We start from the raw sequence: 15963 nt of genomic DNA on the forward strand, positions 1-15963 counted from the left end.
ACGCAAGCGGACTGCGGCGGCCGGGCCCTTCGGGGCCCGCCCGCCTGCCGCTTGTCCGGCTCAGCCCTCGATGACGTCCTGGGCGGTCTCCAGGACCGCGCGGATCTCGTCCTGCCAGGCGTAGACGGCGGTCTCGATCGACAGGTAGTAGGCCTCGCGGGAGTCCGCCCACTCCTGCTCGGCCGTGTCGCGGAACCCGGTCTCGTCGCCGCACGCGGCGAGGTCGACGGCGAACGCGATCTCGAACGCCTTCTGGCCCTCGTAGTCCGAGGGGGCGTCCCCGGGCAGGTCCGGGTGGTCGTGGACGTCCGCCGAGCCCTCGTACAGCTCGAAGAAGTAGTCCGTCAGCGGCAGCGAGCCCTCCTCGTCGAACACCCAGCCCGCGCGGCCGCGGCCGTCGAGGCACGCCACGAGCTCGTTCTCGACGGCGGCCATCCCCTCGCGGTAGCGGACCTCCGCCTCGTCGATCGGCGCGAAGTCGTCCACGGGGTTCACCGGGCGCCACGACCAGTTCGCGGTGCGGTACTCGCCGCCCTCGGGGTCCTCGACGAGCTCCATGTCGCCGTAGAGCGCGTCGATCATCTCCCGCTGGCATCCGCCCGGTTCGGGCTGCACGTAGTCGAAGTCGCCGCCGAGGTCGATCTCGCCGTCGCCGCCGGCGCCGTCCGCGGTCTCCGCGCCGACCAGGTGGCCGTACTCCTGGACCGCGGTCGCCTCGCCGAAGTACGCGGTGTACCAGTCGTACTGCTCCTGCGGGGAGAGCGCGGCGAACTCGGCGTCGTCGGGCACGGCGCCGCCGCCGCCGGCCTCGGGCGAGAAGTCGCCGTCGCCGCCGCCGTGGGCGCCGCGGTAGGCCTCCAGATCCGGATCGGACTGGCCGCCTTCGGTGATGGCCCACACGCCGAGCCCGTACCGGGCGGCCTCGTCGGAGTCGGGAAGCCAGTTCCCCCAGTCCTCGGCGCCGTACAGGGCGTCCTGCTCCTCCGGTTCGGCGGTCGTGAACCAGAGCGGGTCGTGCACGGCGAAGCCGTCGCGCTCCAGGCAGTCCTGGATGATGCGGTACTCGGCGCTCTCCAGTTCGTACTGGAGCCGGGCGCTCTCGTTGACCATGGTGACCAGGCGGTCCTCTTCGAAGACCTGGCCGGCCTCGGGGTCGGCGGCGCCCTCGCCCGCGCCGTCGTCCGAGCAGGCGGCCGCGGCGGCCAGGGCCAGGGCCGCGCAGACGGCGCCCGCGGCGCGTTTCCTCGATTGCATGGACGCGTTCCTCTCGAGTCGTGGAATTCCGACTCCCCTGGTACGCCTCCAGAAGGGGCGGGGTTGCCTCAGATGAGCGGCTGAAGTTCGGCGGCCGCCTCGCGCAGGCGGGCGGACATCTGCTGCCAGGACTCGCGGATGTCGGCGATGGGCATGGCGACGGCGAAGACGACGCGCTCGGAGGGGCTGCCGTCGCGGCGGACCACGACCCCGGCGCAGGCGACGTCCTCTTTGAACTGGCCGAGCTCGGCGTAGACCCCGGACTCGCCGTAGACGGCGAGGTCGTGCTCGAAGGCGTCGGGCTCGATGAGGGTGCGGCCGGTGAAGCGGCGCATCCCGGCGGCGCGCAGGAAGCGGGCCCGGTCGGTGGGCAGGAGGGTCGCGAGGAGGGCCTTGCCGAGGGCGGTGGCGTGGGCGCCGTCGTCGAAGCCGACGATGAGGTCCTCCACGTGCGGGCTGCGGTTGCCCTCGATGACCTCGGTGACCGCCGGGCGGTCCTCCACGAAGCGGGCGACGAACGTCGAGTAGCCGGTCTCGACCGAGAGGCGGCGCATGTAGTCGCCGCACGTCTTCGGGCCCGAGATCGCGCGCGTGAGCTCGGAGTAGCGGTCGGAGACCTCCAGGCCGAGGGAGTAGCGGCCCTCGCCGTCGCGGCGGAGGTAGCCCTCGTAGACGAGGGTCCGCAGGAGGTTGTACGCGGTGGCGCGGTTGAGGCCGCACTCGAACGCGATGCGGGGGGCCGAGACGCCGTCGGCGTGGCGGCCCACGAGCTCCATGATGCGCAGGGCCCGCTGGACGCTCTGGATGAGCTTCGTCGGTTCCGGGCGCGCGGGCGCGGCGCCTCTCGGGTCGTCCTCGCGGGCGCCCTCCGCGGGTCGCCGCTCCGAAGGATTCCCTGGTCGCTGCCGGTCCACCATGCCGCCGCTCCAATTGCACACCCATGACCTGACGGCTGCGGCGCCGCACGGGCGCCCGCCAGATCGGCCGTGATCTAACTATATAAACAACAGCCGGTTGCGTCGCCGTCGCATACAGGGCAGTATCGATGTGTCAGCACCGTTCGCGAACCGGCTCCGGCCGGCCGCGGACAAACCGCGGCGGCGGCGTCGAGTCCCCACCAAACTTCCTCGCCGAAGCCGCGGACATTCGAATAACCGAAACGCGGCGGCTCCCTCCCACCAGGGCCGCCGCGTTTCGCTTGTGCGGTGCGATCGCGGTACGGCCAAGCGGGCCAACGTGATCCGCGAACGATCCTGACCTGTACCGGCTGATCACGCCGGGTTCAACCGTCGCACACGCTGCGTGGTCGCGTCAAGCCGAGTCACCCGTCTCCGTGAACGCACGCAGGCGATCCCTGTATGTGAGCACGATTCCGGACGCATCGGACCGCTTGGAGTACGGTTGCCAGCGTGCCCGCCGCCGTCCTGGACCCCACCAGACCCAAGACCTCCACCACGATCACCGCCGCCATGAGCGTGCAGGTCGCGGCCGTCCTGCCGCTGTTCCTCTTCGGCGGGCTGGCCGTGCAGATCGCCGAAGAGCTCGGCATGGGCGTCAGCGGGATCGGCCTCATCTCCGGCATGTACTTCGCGGTCTCCGCGCTCACGACCGTCCCCTCCGGACGGCTCGTCGACCGGTTCGGGGCGCTGGTGACCGCGCGCGTGGCCGTGGGGCTCTCGGCGCTGTCGCTGCTGCTCATCGCCGCCGCCGCGCACCATCCGGTGGCGCTGACGGCGTTCCTGCTGCTGTGCGCGCCAGCGAACGGGCTCGGGCAGCTCGCGTCGAACGTGGTCCTCAGCGAGTGGGCGCCCGCCGAGCGGCGCGGCCTCCTGTTCGGCGCCAAGCAGGCCTCGGTCCCGCTGTGCATCATGCTCGGCGGCCTGAGCGTCCCCGCGGTGGCGCTGACGCTCGGCTGGCGGTGGGCGTTCGTGTTCGGCGCGGCCCTGGTGCTCGCGGCCCTGGTGCCGCTCGCGGGCCTCGGGAGGCCCGCGACGCGCCCGAAGGTCGCCGGGGCCAGGGCGTTCGACCGGCAGCTCCTCGTCTTCGCGGTCGCCACGTTCCTGGGCGCGACCGCGGCCACCCCGATCGGCTCGTTCCTCACCACGTACACCGTGGACATCGGCGGGTCCGAGACCTGGGCGGGATTGAACCTCACGATCGGCGGGATCGCCGGGGTGATCGGGCGCACCGCGTTCGGCGCGGTCGGCGACCGCGGGAACGGCCGCGAGTTCCTCGTCATCACGCTCATGCTCACCGGCGGCGCCGCCGGCGTGGCGACGTTCCTGTTCGAGCTGCCGTGGCTGCTGCCGCTCGGCACCGTCGCGGCGTACGCGCTCGGCTGGGCCTGGCCGGGCCTCATGAACCACGCCGTGACCAGCAGATACCCGGACGCGCCGGCCGTGGCGACCTCGGTGACGCAGACCGGGATCTTCCTCGGCGGGGCCGTCGGCCCCATCGGCTTCGGGTTCGTCGCCGAGCACTTCGGCTGGGGCGCTGGCTGGATCGCCGTGTCGGCGGCCATGGCCGCCTCCGCGCTGTTCATCGTCGCGGGCAGCACCGTCTTCGCCCGGCCCCGGCATTGACGTTCCTCATTGCGGCGCGCGCGACTCCCGATCCCGCCCCCGCTCGCCCGGCGCCGTCACACGATAAGGTGAGGCTGTGGTGACCACCCGACGTGCGCAGACCGCGCTGACCTTTACCGACGAGGCGTTCGCCGAGGCGATGCGCGCCTCGCTCGCCCTCGTCGAGGAGCGGCTGCTCAAAGCCGTCGACACGGAGCAGCCGCTGCTGCGCCAGTCCGGGTCCCACCTGATCCGGGCCGGCGGGAAGCGCTTCCGCCCGATGCTCACCCTCACGTGCGCGCACCTCGGCGACCCCGACCGCCCCAACATCCTGGAGGCGGCCGTCGCCTTGGAGCTGACCCACCTGGCGACGCTCTATCACGACGACGTCATGGACGAGGCCCTCGTGCGCCGCGGCGCCCCCAGCGCCAACGCCCGCTGGGACAACTCCGTCGCGATCCTCACCGGCGACTACCTGTTCAGCCAGGCCGCCCAGATCATGGCCGACCTCGGCACCGAGGCCGTGCGCCTCCAGGCCGCGACGTTCGCGCGCCTCGTCCGCGGCCAGATCAACGAGACGATGCCCCGCCCCGACGGGATCGACGCCGTCGAGTGGCACCTGGAGATCCTCTCCGAGAAGACGGGCTCCCTCATCGCCACCTGCGCGAAGTTCGGGGCCTGGTTCGGCGGCGCCGACGAGGCGACCACCGCCGTCGCCGAGGAGTACGGCGAGGTCATCGGCGTCGCGTTCCAGATCGCCGACGACATCATCGACATCGCCTCGGCCTCCGACGCCTCCGGCAAGACCCCCGGCACCGACCTCCTCGAAGGCGTCCCCACCCTCCCGGTCCTCTACGCCCTCGCCGACGACGACCCCGCCGGAGCCCGCCTCCGCGACCTCGTCGCCGGCCCCGTGGCCGAGGAGGACCTCGAGGAGACCCTGGCGCTCCTGCGCGCCTCCAAGGCCCTCGTCCAGGCCAAGGAGACCCTCCACCAGTACCAGGAACGCGCCCGCAACCTCGCCGCGTCCCTCCCCGAGGGCCCGGCCCGCGACGCCCTGGTCGACATCTGCGACTACATGATCGAACGCGACGCCTGATCCACCGGTCCCGCTCGCTCGGTCAATCGGTCCGCCCGACGTTCTCGATGCCGACGACGCTGATCGCGTCGTCGATCCGGTACAGCACCCGCCACGCGCCGACGCGCGCGCGGCGATAGTCCGGGCCCCATGCGACCGAGCCGACCGGTCGCGGTTGCTCTTCCAACGAGTCCAGGAACTCCAGAAGCGCTTCAAGTTCCTTGTGGTGGGTCGCCATGAACCGCGAGACCTGGGCGACCACCGCCGGTTCCCACTGGACCGAATAGCTCACTGCGCCGCGGCCTCGGCCGCCGCTTCCCGAAGGGTCCGCTTGGCGTCCTCGTGGTCGACGGGCCGCACCCCTTCGGCGCGGGAGATCTGGTTGCGCAGTGCCGCGATGGTGTCCTCCATGTCCTCCCAGTCGTTGAAATTGACGACGAGGGCGATAGGGCGGTCGTGGTCGGTGATGACGGTCTGCTCATGCGCGGCGGCGCGGCGGACGATGTCGCCGAGCTTCGGTCGCGCCTCAGTGATTGAATAAGCGGTCATACAACTAGATTAACATGACATTAATGTCGGCTCGAGGCGCGAACCGGTCCCCTCAGGCGGAGCACCCGCTTCGGGCTGTGCACACGACGAAGGGCCGCAGGGGAACCCTGCGGCCCTTCGTCGTGCCGATGTCAGGTGTTCAGGAAGGTGCTGGCCTGGTCGACGATGTCGAGGAGGAAGCCCGGGGCGACGCCGAGGAGGAGGGTCGCGGCCACCCCTGCGGCGACGACCGTGCCGGCCATCGGGCTGGGGAGGTTGACCGTGGGCGCGTCCGGGGCGGGCTCGTTGAGCCACAGGAGGACCACGACCCGCAGGTACGGGAACGCGAGGATCGCGGAGGAGACGACGCCGACGATCACCAGGCCGAGCTCGTCGGCCTGGAGGGCCGCCGCGAACAGCGAGAACTTCGCGGTGAAGCCGCTCGTGAACGGGAGGCCCGCGAGGGCGAGCATCAGGATCGTGAACACGACCGCGGTGCCCGGCGACTTCTTGCCCAGGCCCGCCCAGCGGGCCAGGTGGGTCGCCTCCTCGTCGCCGTCGCGCACCAGCGAGACGACGGCGAACGCGGCGATCACCGTGAAGCCGTAGGCGGCCAGGTAGAACATGGTCTGGCCGACGGCGTCGCCGAGGGCGATCACGCCGATGAGCAGGTAGCCCGCGTTCGCGATCGAGGAGTACGCGAGGAGCCGCTTGATGTTCCGCTGGGTGACCGCGAAGATCGCGCCGCCGATCATCGTCGCCACCGCGATCACGGTGAGGATCAGGTGCCAGTCCCACGCCGAGGACGACAGGCCCACGTTGAACACGCGCAGGAGCCCGCCGAACGCGGCGACCTTCACGCAGCCCGCCATGAGCGCCGTGACCGGCGTCGGCGCGCCCGTGTAGACGTCCGGGGTCCACATGTGGAACGGCACCGCCGCGGCCTTGAACAGGAGCGCGACCGCGATCATCGCGACGCCGATGTACAGGAACATGCGCGGCTGCCCGGAGGAGACGCCCGCGGCGTTGATCCCGGCGAGGTCCACCGTCCCGGCGAACCCGTACAGCATCGCCATGCCGTACACGTAGAACGCGGACGCGAAGGCGCCCAGCAGGAAGTACTTGAGCGCGGCCTCCTGGCTGATGAGGCGCCGCCGCTTCGCGAGCCCGCACAGCAGGTACAGCGGCAGCGAGAGCATCTCCAGCGCGACGAACATGGTGAGCAGGTCGCCCGAGGTCACGAACATCATCATGCCGGTGACCGCGAACAGCGTCAGCGGGAAGATCTCCGTCGCGCCGTCCTCGCGGCGCTGCTCCACGTCCGCGGCGGAGTCGGCCACGACCGCGGCCTCGGCCACGAAGTCGCCGCCGCGCACCGTGCGCCGCTCGGCGAGCAGGAGGACCGCCACGATCGAGAGGATCGCGATGGTGCCCTGGAGGAACAGGCCCGGGCCGTCGACGATCACCGACCCGATCCCGGTCCCGCCGAGGGAGAACACCGGGCCGCTCTTGTCGGCGTTCAGGACGACCGCGACGAACGCGCCCGCGAGCGCGCCCACGGCCAGGGCCACCTGGACGGGAAGGCGCCGGGCCTTGGGGACCGTCGCCTCCACGAGGAGCCCGACGAACGCCGCGACGAACACGATGACCAAGGGGGCCAGCCCGGCCCAGTCGATCGTGAGCGCTGTGGACTCACTCATTGCTGACTCCCATGGGAAGGTCGGCGGGCTCGTCGGCGACGAACCCGAGGGTGTGGTCGACGGCCGGCTCGATCGCGTCGATGAGCGGCTGCGGGTAGAACCCGAAGCCGAGGATCGCGACGACCAGCGGCGCCACGAGCGCCTTCTCGCGCAGCGTCAGGTCCCGCTTCATCGCCGGCACCTCGTCGAGCTCCGGGTTCCGGTCGCCCTGCATGGTGCGCTGGTACATCCAGAGCACGTACGCGGCGGCGAGGATGATCCCGAGGGCCGCGACGACCGCGACCGGCTCGTTCTCGGTGAACGCGCCGAACAGGACCAGGAACTCGGAGATGAACGGGGCCGTGCCCGGCAGCGACAGCGACGCGAGGCCCGCGAAGAGGAAGATCCCCGCGAGCAGCGGCAGCGTCTTCGCGGCCCCGCCGTAGTCCTTGATCTGCGCCGAGCCGCGGCGCAGCGTCAGGAAGCCCACGACGATGAACAGCAGGCCCGTGGCGAGCCCGTGGTTGAACATGTACAGCACCGCGCCCGTGGCGGACGCCTGCGTGAACGCGAAGATGCCCAGGCCGATGAAGCCGAAGTGCGCGATCGAGGTGTACGCGACGAGCCGCTTGAGGTCGGTCTGCCCGATCGCGACGAACGCCGCGTAGATCACGCCGATGACGCTCATGCCGATCACCCACGGCGCGAACGTCTTCGTCGCGTCCGGGAACAGCGGGAGGCAGTAGCGCAGGATCGCGAACGTGCCGATCTTGTCCATGACGCCGACCAGGAGCGCCGCGACGGCGGCCGGGGCCGCCCCGCCCGCGTCCGGGAGCCACGTGTGGAACGGAAAGAACGGCGCCTTGATCGCGAACGCCACGAAGAACCCGAGGAACAGCCAGTTCTGGAGCGTCCCCGCCGCGAGCGGCTCGGACTCCACCAGCGTCGCCCAGTCGAACACGCCGCCGTTGTTCACCCACAGGGCGATCACGGCCACGAGCATGAGCAGGCCGCCCAGCAGCGAGTACAGGAAGAACTTCACCGCCGCGTACTGCTTCTTCGGGCCGGTGCCGTACGAGCCGATGAGGAAGTACATCGGCACGAGCATCGCTTCGAAGAAGAAGTAGAACAGCAGCACGTTCGAGGCCAGGAACGTCGCGAGCATCGCCGCCTGGAGCGCGAGCACGAGCGCGAAGAACGTCGGCACGCTCCGCTGCACGGCGTCGAGGTCCCGCCAGGCCGCGAGCATCGCGATCGGCGTGAGCCCCGCGGTCAGCGCCACCAGCAGCAGCGCGATCCCGTCGATCCCCCAGGACAGGTTCAGGTCCCAGGCGCCGATCCACGTGTAGGACTCGGTGAACTGGAGCCAGGGCGCGTCGTCGGCGTAGTCGAAGCCGAGGGCCACGACCGCGGTGATGACGGCGACCGCGCCCGCGAAGCCGAGCGCGGTCCAGCGGGCCGCGGCGGCGTGCTCGCGCTTCATCGACGCGACGACCACCGCCCCGATCAGCGGGACGGCGACCAGCGCCGACAGCAACGGGAGTTCGTTCATTGGGTGACCACCACCATGAGCGCGGCCACCACGATGACCGCCCCGGACAGAATGGACAGGGCATAGGAGCGGACGAAGCCGGTCTGGAGCGTCAGCAGCCGCCGCGACGACCCGCCGATCGAGGCCGAGAGGCCGTTCACGGCGCCGTCGACGACGCGGCCGTCCATGGCGACCGAGGCGCTGGCCGCGAGGCGGCTGGGGCGCTCGAAGAGACCGCGGTTGACGGCCTCGCCGCCGAGGTCGGCGCGGGCGGCGCGCACGGGCCAGGCCGCGGCGCGCGGCACCTCGTCGGTGCCGCCGCGGAACAGGAGCCAGGCGAGGGCCGCGCCGAGGACGACCACGACGGTGGTCGCGACGGTGACCTGCATGTGCGTCAGGTGCCCGTGGGCCTCGTGGTGCTCGCCGAAGACGGGCGTGAGCCACTCGGTGACGGGCGAGGCCATGAGGCCGCCCGCGGCGAGCGAGCCGATGCCGAGCAGGACGAGCGGGCCGGTCATGATCGCCGGGGACTCGTGCGGGTGCACGTCCTCGGTCCACCGCTTGGGGCCGTGGAAGGTGAGCACGAACAGGCGGGTCATGTAGAAGGCGGTGAGGGCCGCGCCGAGGAGCGCGGCGCCGCCGACGACCCAGCCCTGCCAGCCTTCGCGGGCGAACGCCGAGGCGATGATCGGGTCCTTGGTGAAGTAGCCCGAGAACGGGAACAGGCCGATGATCGCGAGCCAGCCGGCGGCGAACGTCGCGTACGTGAGCGGCATCTTCCGCCACAGCCCGCCGAAGCGGCGGATGTCGGTCTGGTCGTTCATGGCGTGCATGACCGAGCCGGAGCCGAGGAACAGGCCGGCCTTGAAGAAGCCGTGCGCGAGCAGGTGGATGATGCCGAGCGCGAACGCGCCGCCGCCGAGGCCCACGGCCAGGAACATGTAGCCGATCTGGGAGACGGTGGACCAGGCGAGGACGCGCTTGATGTCGTCCTTGGCGCAGCCGACGATCGAGCCGAGCAGGAGCGTCAGGGCGCCCACGACGACGACGGCGGTCTGCACGTCCGGGTTGAGGCTGAAGATCACGTTCGAGCGGGCGATGAGGTACACGCCCGCGGTGACCATGGTGGCCGCGTGGATGAGCGCCGACACGGGGGTCGGGCCCTCCATGGCGTCCGGGAGCCAGGTCTGGAACGGCCACTGGCCGGACTTGCCGCAGGCCGCGGCCAGGAGCAGCAGCCCGAGGGCGAGGCTCGTGGCGTCCGAGAGCTCCGAGGCGCCATTGAAGACCCCCGCGAAGTCGACGGTGCCGAGCGTGCCGAGCATGAGGAACATCGCGAGGAGGAACCCGACGTCGGCGACCCGGTTGGTGAGGAAGGCCTTCTTGCCGGCGGTCGCGGCCGCGGGCTTCAGCTGCCAGAACGCGATGAGGAGGTAGGACGCGAGGCCCACCCCCTCCCAGCCGACGAACGTCATGAAGTAGTTCCCGCCGAGGACCAGGACGAGCATGGCGGCGGCGAACAGGTTGAAGTACGCGAAGAACTTCCGGCGCCCGGCGTCGTGGGACATGTACCCGACGGCGTAGACGTGGATGAGGAAGCCGACGCCGGTGATGAGCAGGCAGAAGACCGCGCTCAGCGGGTCGAACAGGAGGCTCGCGTCGATCTGGAGGCCACCGACCGAGATGATCGTGAACAGGTCCAGGTGCGCGCTCTTGTCCTCCAGTCCCGCAAGGGAGGCGAACAGGCCGAGCGCGAGCGCGAACGCGGCGCCGATCGCGGCCGTGCCGAGCCAGTGGCCCCACTTGTCGGCGCGGCGGCCGGCGAGCAGGAGGACGGCGGCGCCGAGCGCGGGCAGGGCGATGAGCGCCCAGGTGAAGGACAGCAGCCCTTCGGCGGGCGCGTACGAGATTTCGTCCACAGGGTCCCCTCTAGGCCTTCAGGAGGTTGGCGTCGTCGACGGAGGCGGAGCGCCGGGACCGGTAGATCGCCATGATGATCGCCAGGCCCACGACCACTTCGGCCGCGGCGACGGCCATGACGAAGAACGCCATCACCTGCCCGTCGATCGTGCCGGTGGTGCGGGCGAACGTCACGAGGGTCAGGTTCCCGGCGTTGAGCATGAGCTCCACGCACATGAACACGACGATCGAGTTGCGCCGCACCAGCACGCCGACCGCGCCGATGCAGAACAGGGCCGCGGCGAGGATCAGGTAGTACTCGGGATTCACGAGTCCCGCCCTTCCGTGTGCTTCGGGGCCGCCTCAGCGGGGGTGAGCTGGCGCGGCGGGACGTACTCGGACAGGGACGCCGGCTCGATGGAGCCGTCGGGCCGCAGCGCGGGCGTCGCGGTCGAGTCCGAGGTGGCGAACACGCCGGGCCCGGGCTTGGGGCCGGGGTACACGCCGGGCGCGAACCGCTCGCGGCTGTGCTCCTTCTGCCCGCGGTGGCCGCCCTTCTTGGCGACGTGCGCGAACATGAGCGCGCCGACCGCGGCGACGGTGAGGACGCCGGAGACGATCTCGAACGGGAACAGGTACGTCGAGAACAGGGCCTCGGCGATCCGCTCCACGTTCCCCTGGCCGGCGGGCGCCGCCGGTTCGGCGATCACCAGGCCGGAGACGGCCCGGGCGAGGCCGGTGGACAGCAGCGCGGCCATGCCGACCCCGAGGAGCACGGCGAGGAGCCGCTGGCCCCGGAGGGTCTCGAACATCGAGTCCTTCGAGTCGCGCCCGAACAGCATGAGCACGAACAGGAACAGCATCATGATCGCGCCGGTGTAGACCATGATCTGCACGAACCCGAGGAACGGGGCGTGCTGCATGATGTAGAAGACCGCCAGGCACATCATGGTGACCGCGAGCGACAGGGCCGCGTGGATCGCCTGCCGCGACAGGACGAGCCCGATCGCGCCGGCGAGCGCGATCGGCGCGAGGATCCAGAAGAACACGGCCTCCCCGGCGGAGCCGGACTGGGCGAGGTCCGCGGTCTGGGCGAGGTCGATCACGGCCGGCCCCCGCTCTTCTTCTGCGCCAGCATCTCGGTGAGCGAGAACTCGGCGCCCTCGCTCGCGCCCGGGTTGACCGGGCCCGACTCGTAGTACGCCTTCTCGCTGTCGCCCAGCCGCATCGGGTGCGGCGGCTGCTCCATGCCCTCGATGAGCGGCGCGAGCAGCTCCTCCTTGGTGAAGATGAGGTCGCGGCGGTCGTCGCGGGCCAGCTCGTACTCGTTGCTCATGGTGAGCGACCGGGTCGGGCAGGCCTCGATGCACAGGCCGCAGAAGATGCAGCGCGCGTAGTTGATCTGGTAGGTCTTCGCGTACCGCTCACCGGGCGAGAACCGCTCGGCCTCGGTGTTCTCCGCGCCCTCGACGTAGATCGCGTCGGCCGGGCAGGCCCAGGCGCACAGCTCGCAGCCGATGCACTTCTCCAGGCCGTCCGGGTGGCGGTTGAGCACGTGGCGGCCGTGGTACCGCGGCTCGAGCTTGGAGGGCTTCTCCGGGTACTCGACGGTGACCTTCGGCTTGAACATGTGCGCGAAGGTGACGCCGAAGCCTTTGGCGAAACCGGACATCAATCCTCCTCCCCTTCGGTGCGGGAGCCGTTGACCGGCGCCGTCGCGGTGTTGGCGGGTTCGAGCTGCTTGAGGGACCGCGGGTTCGGCGGGACCGCGAGGTCGAGCGGCGGCACGGGGAACCCGCCCATGCCGGCGTCGGGTTCGGCCGGGGCCTCGTAGGGCTTGCGGCTGGGCCAGAAGAAGATCAGCGCCATGACGGCGATCGCGGCGCCGCCGGCGAACGCGATCCGGGTCGGCAGCTCGTTGCCGGTGTCGAGCCCGATGTTCATGGCCGCCAGGACCATCAGCCACACCAGCGAGACCGGGACGAGGACCTTCCAGCCCAGGTTCATGAACTGGTCGTAGCGCAGGCGCGGCAGCGTGCCGCGCAGCCACACGTAGAAGAACAGGAACGCCAGGACCTTGCCGAAGAACCAGACCAGCGGCATGAAGCCCTCGTTCGCCCCCGGCCACCAGGCGTCCGGGAACGGCGCGGCCCAGCCGCCCAGGAACAGCGTCACCGCCAGGGCCGACATCGTCACCATGTTCACGTACTCGGCGAGGAAGAACGACGCGTACTTCAGCGACGAGTACTCCGTCGCGAACCCGGCCACGAGCTCCGACTCGGCCTCGGGGAGGTCGAACGGGGCCCGGTTCGTCTCGCCGACCATCGCGATCACGAAGATCACGAACGACGGCGCGAGGACGATGAAGTACCAGCCCGGCAGCGTGATCTCGGCGCCGCCGATGGACAGCGGCAGGCCCTCGGCCTGCGCCTCGACGATCGCGCCGGTCGACATGAGCTTCGACTGGAAGAACACCGCGAGGACCGCCAGGCCCAGCGCGATCTCGTACGAGATCACCTGCGCCGCGGCGCGCAGCGCCCCCAGGAGCGAGTACGCGGAGCCGGACGCCCAGCCCGCGAGCACGATCCCGTACACGCCGAGCGCCGAGCAGGCGAGGATCACCAGCACGGACACCTCGAAGTCGGTGAGCTGCAGCTCCGTCTCGATCCCGAAGACGTTCACCTCGGGTCCGAAGGGGATCACCGCGAACGCCGTGAACGCGCACGCGACCGCGATGACCGGCGCCGCGATGAACACGATCCGGTCCGCGGTGCGCGGCATCGTGTCCTCCTTGAACGCCAGCTTCAGGCCGTCGGCCAGCGACTGGAGGAGCCCGAAGGGCCCGTTCCGGTTCGGGCCGGGCCGCACCTGCATGATCGCGACGACGCGCCGCTCGTACCAGATGGTGAACAGCACCAGCAGGACGAGGACGACGAACACGAGGACGCCCTTGACGAGCATCAGCCAGATCGGGTCGTTCATGCTTCAACCGCCTCTACGGTCTCGCCCGCGGGCCGGGGCGCGTTCGGGTAGGCGCGGATCTGGACCACGTCGCCCGAACCGGCGCCCAGGTGGCGGTAGATCCCGCGACCGGGCGCGTTCTGCGGCAGCCAGACCGTGCCCTCGGGCATGTCCGTGACCTTGAGCGGCAGCGTGATCCCGCCGATCGAGGTCGAGACGGTGACCCCCGTCCCCTCGGCCGCGCCGATCGCCTTCGCGGTGGCCGCGCTCAGGCGCACCACCGGGTCGGGCGCGCAGCCCGCGAGGTGCGGGTTGTTCTCCTGGAGCGAGCCGCCGTCGAGCAGCTGCCGCCAGGTCGCCAGGACCGCCTTGCCGTCCTCGTGCGACCGCGCCGGCCGGTCGGCGGCCCAGTCCGGGGCGGGCTGGCGGGTGATCGGGTCCGGGAGCCCGGCGAGCTCGGCCCGCACGGTCCGGGTGTCGGCCAGGCCGAGCTTGACGCCCATGGCGTCCGCGAGCGCGTCGAGCACCGCGTGGTCGCTCATGAGGTCCGACTCGACGACCGTGTCGAAGGTGCGCAGGCGCCCCTCCCAGTCGAAGTACGCCCCGGCCTTGCCGGTGACCGGCGCGACCGGGAGGATCACGTCGGCGACGCGCGTGACCGCGGAGTGCCGGATCTCCAGCGACACCACGAACCGGGCGGCGTACAGGGCCGCCTCGACCGCGGGCGCGTCGGCGAAGTCGTACGGGTCGACGCCGCCGACCAGGAGGCCGTCGATCTCGCCGTCGGCGGCGGCCTGCAGGATCTGCCAGGCCCCGCGGCCGTCGGCGCCGGGCAGGGACTCGACGCCCCAGTACTCGGCGAGCTGGTCGCGGTCGGCCGCGTAGGAGGCGAGGCCGCCGCCGGGCAGGAGCCCGGGGAGGCACCCGGCCTCGACCGCGCCCCGGTCGCCCGCGCGGCGGGGGATCCAGGCGAGGCGCGCCCCGGTCGCGCGGGCGAGCCGCACGGCCGCGGAGAACGCGCCCTCGACGGTGGCGAGGCGCTCGCCCAGGAGGATGACCGCGCCGTCCTCGGCGAGGGCGTCGCGGACGTAGCCGCCGCGCGCCCAGCCGTCGAGGAGCTCGGCCTCCTCCCCGGGGAGGGACTCGATGAGGTTGGCGTTCAGCTTGCGGGTGCCGCGGGTCGCGAACGGGGCGACGACGTGGACGCGCTGGCCGCGGTTGCGGACGGCCTTGCGCAGGCGGAGGAACGCGATCGGGCATTCCTCTTCGAGCTCGATGCCGACGTTGAGGACGACGGGCGCCTGCTCGAGGTCCTCGTAGGTGACGGCGCCGCTGGAGGGGTAGACCCCGGCGACGGCGTGGGCGAGGAACTCGGACTCCTCGGTGGAGTGCGGGCGCGACCGGAAGTCGATGTCGTTGGTGGCGAGCGCGATCCGCGCGAACTTGGCGTACGCGTAGGCGTCTTCGACGGTGAGGCGGCCGCCGGTGAGGACGCCGACGCGGCCGGAGGCGTTCTCGCCGGCGCTGCCGAGTCCGGCGGCGGCGCGGCGCAGGGCCTCGGGCCAGGAGGCCTCGCGCAGGGAGCCGTCGGCCTCGCGGACGAGCGGCTTGGTGATGCGGTCGGCGGCGTCGACATAGGACATGGCCCAGCGGCCCTTGTCGCAGTTCCACTCCTCGTTGACGGCGGGGTCGTCGCCGGCGAGGCGCCGGAGGACCTTGCCGCGGCGGTGGTCGGAGCGCTGGGCGCACCCGGCCGAGCAGTGCTCGCACACGCTGGTGGAGGAGACGAGGTCGAACGGCCGGGACCGGAACCGGTACTGGGAGCCGGTGAGAGCGCCGACCGGGCAGATCTGGACGGTGTTGCCGGAGAAGTACGACTCGAACGGCTCGTCCTCGTAGACGCCGACCTGCTCGAGGGCGGAGCGCTCCATGAGCTCGATGAACGGGTCGCCGGCGACCTGGTCGGAGAAGCGGGTGCAGCGCGCGCACAGGACGCAGCGCTCGCGGTCGAGGAGGACCTGGGAGGAGATGGGGAGCGCCTTCTTGTAGCGGCGCTTGTCCTTGGCCTCCATGCGGGTCTCGGTGCGCCCGGTGCTCATCGCCTGGTTCTGGAGCGGGCATTCGCCGCCCTTGTCGCAGACGGGGCAGTCCAGGGGGTGGTTGATCAGGAGGAACTCCATGATCCCCTCCTGGGCGTCCTTCGCGACCTCGCTGGTGTGCTGGGTCTTGACGACCATGCCCTCCATGGCGGTGGTCGTGCAGGACGCGGCGGGCTTGGGCATGCCGCGGCCGTTGCCCATGTCGGGGACGTCGACGAGGCACTGGCGGCAGGCGCCGGCGGGTTCGAGCAGCGGGTGGTCGCAGAACCGGGGGATCTCGATGCCGAGCTGCTCGGCGGCGCGGATGATCAAGGTGCCCTTGGGGACCGTGACCTCGACGCCGTCGATGGTGAACGTGACTTGATCGGTCATG

At 71.3% G+C, this 15963-nt stretch carries 14 protein-coding genes; 2 read left to right on the forward strand and 12 right to left on the reverse strand.

The genetic code is table 11. The features are described 5' to 3' along the window. Positions 1-60: 60 nt before the first annotated feature. Both ABD419_RS18230 and ABD419_RS18235 read right to left on the reverse strand, forming a co-directional pair. The gene (locus ABD419_RS18230) at positions 61-1254 is read right to left on the reverse strand and encodes a hypothetical protein (RefSeq protein WP_344489118.1); all 1194 of its coding nucleotides are present in this window, start codon (positions 1252-1254) and stop codon (positions 61-63) included. Positions 1255-1322: 68 nt separating this feature from the next. Continuing rightward, positions 1323-2171, reverse strand: coding sequence for an IclR family transcriptional regulator (locus ABD419_RS18235; RefSeq protein ID WP_344489121.1), 849 nt, complete (start codon positions 2169-2171; stop codon positions 1323-1325). A gap of 492 nt (positions 2172-2663) precedes the next feature. On the opposite strand from ABD419_RS18235, the gene ABD419_RS18240 reads away from it, so the two are divergent. After that, entirely contained in the window at positions 2664-3836 is a 1173-nt protein-coding gene (locus tag ABD419_RS18240; protein WP_344489124.1) for an MFS transporter, read from the forward strand. A gap of 139 nt (positions 3837-3975) precedes the next feature. Then, positions 3976-4914 (forward strand): polyprenyl synthetase family protein, encoded by a 939-nt coding sequence (locus ABD419_RS18245; RefSeq protein WP_344489232.1) that lies wholly within the window; start codon positions 3976-3978, stop codon positions 4912-4914. 22 nt (positions 4915-4936) lie between these two features. Here ABD419_RS18245 and ABD419_RS18250 read toward each other — a convergent pair whose 3' ends face one another. From ABD419_RS18250 to ABD419_RS18295, 10 genes are all read right to left on the reverse strand, one after another. Further along, a complete protein-coding gene (locus ABD419_RS18250; protein ID WP_344489127.1) occupies positions 4937-5185 on the reverse strand; it encodes a type II toxin-antitoxin system RelE family toxin in 249 nt (82 codons plus the stop codon). Then, complete coding sequence (locus tag ABD419_RS18255; RefSeq protein WP_344489130.1) at positions 5182-5442, reverse strand: type II toxin-antitoxin system Phd/YefM family antitoxin; 261 nt, start codon at positions 5440-5442, stop codon at positions 5182-5184. The genes ABD419_RS18250 and ABD419_RS18255 overlap by 4 nt, the downstream gene beginning before the upstream one ends. Before the next feature lie 131 nt (positions 5443-5573). After that, a complete protein-coding gene (nuoN, locus tag ABD419_RS18260) occupies positions 5574-7121 on the reverse strand; it encodes an NADH-quinone oxidoreductase subunit NuoN (RefSeq protein ID WP_344489133.1) in 1548 nt (515 codons plus the stop codon). Continuing rightward, entirely contained in the window at positions 7114-8652 is a 1539-nt protein-coding gene (locus tag ABD419_RS18265; RefSeq protein ID WP_344489136.1) for an NADH-quinone oxidoreductase subunit M, read from the reverse strand. The genes nuoN and ABD419_RS18265 overlap by 8 nt, the downstream gene beginning before the upstream one ends. Next, positions 8649-10550, reverse strand: coding sequence for an NADH-quinone oxidoreductase subunit L (nuoL, locus tag ABD419_RS18270; RefSeq protein ID WP_344489139.1), 1902 nt, complete (start codon positions 10548-10550; stop codon positions 8649-8651). The genes ABD419_RS18265 and nuoL overlap by 4 nt, the downstream gene beginning before the upstream one ends. Positions 10551-10560: 10 nt before the next feature. Then, the gene (nuoK, locus tag ABD419_RS18275) at positions 10561-10860 is read right to left on the reverse strand and encodes an NADH-quinone oxidoreductase subunit NuoK (protein WP_091052246.1); all 300 of its coding nucleotides are present in this window, start codon (positions 10858-10860) and stop codon (positions 10561-10563) included. Beyond that, entirely contained in the window at positions 10857-11636 is a 780-nt protein-coding gene (locus ABD419_RS18280) for an NADH-quinone oxidoreductase subunit J (RefSeq protein WP_344489146.1), read from the reverse strand. Before ABD419_RS18280 ends, nuoK begins: the two co-directional genes overlap by 4 nt. Next, the gene (gene nuoI / locus ABD419_RS18285) at positions 11633-12202 is read right to left on the reverse strand and encodes an NADH-quinone oxidoreductase subunit NuoI (protein WP_344489149.1); all 570 of its coding nucleotides are present in this window, start codon (positions 12200-12202) and stop codon (positions 11633-11635) included. Before nuoI ends, ABD419_RS18280 begins: the two co-directional genes overlap by 4 nt. Then, the gene (gene nuoH, locus ABD419_RS18290; RefSeq protein ID WP_344489152.1) at positions 12202-13512 is read right to left on the reverse strand and encodes an NADH-quinone oxidoreductase subunit NuoH; all 1311 of its coding nucleotides are present in this window, start codon (positions 13510-13512) and stop codon (positions 12202-12204) included. The genes nuoI and nuoH overlap by 1 nt, the downstream gene beginning before the upstream one ends. Continuing rightward, positions 13509-15962, reverse strand: coding sequence for an NADH-quinone oxidoreductase subunit G (locus ABD419_RS18295; protein ID WP_344489155.1), 2454 nt, complete (start codon positions 15960-15962; stop codon positions 13509-13511). The genes nuoH and ABD419_RS18295 overlap by 4 nt, the downstream gene beginning before the upstream one ends. Position 15963 lies beyond the last annotated feature (1 nt).

Source organism: Glycomyces endophyticus (genome assembly GCF_039531525.1).
Taxonomy (GTDB): domain Bacteria; phylum Actinomycetota; class Actinomycetes; order Mycobacteriales; family Micromonosporaceae; genus Glycomyces; species Glycomyces endophyticus.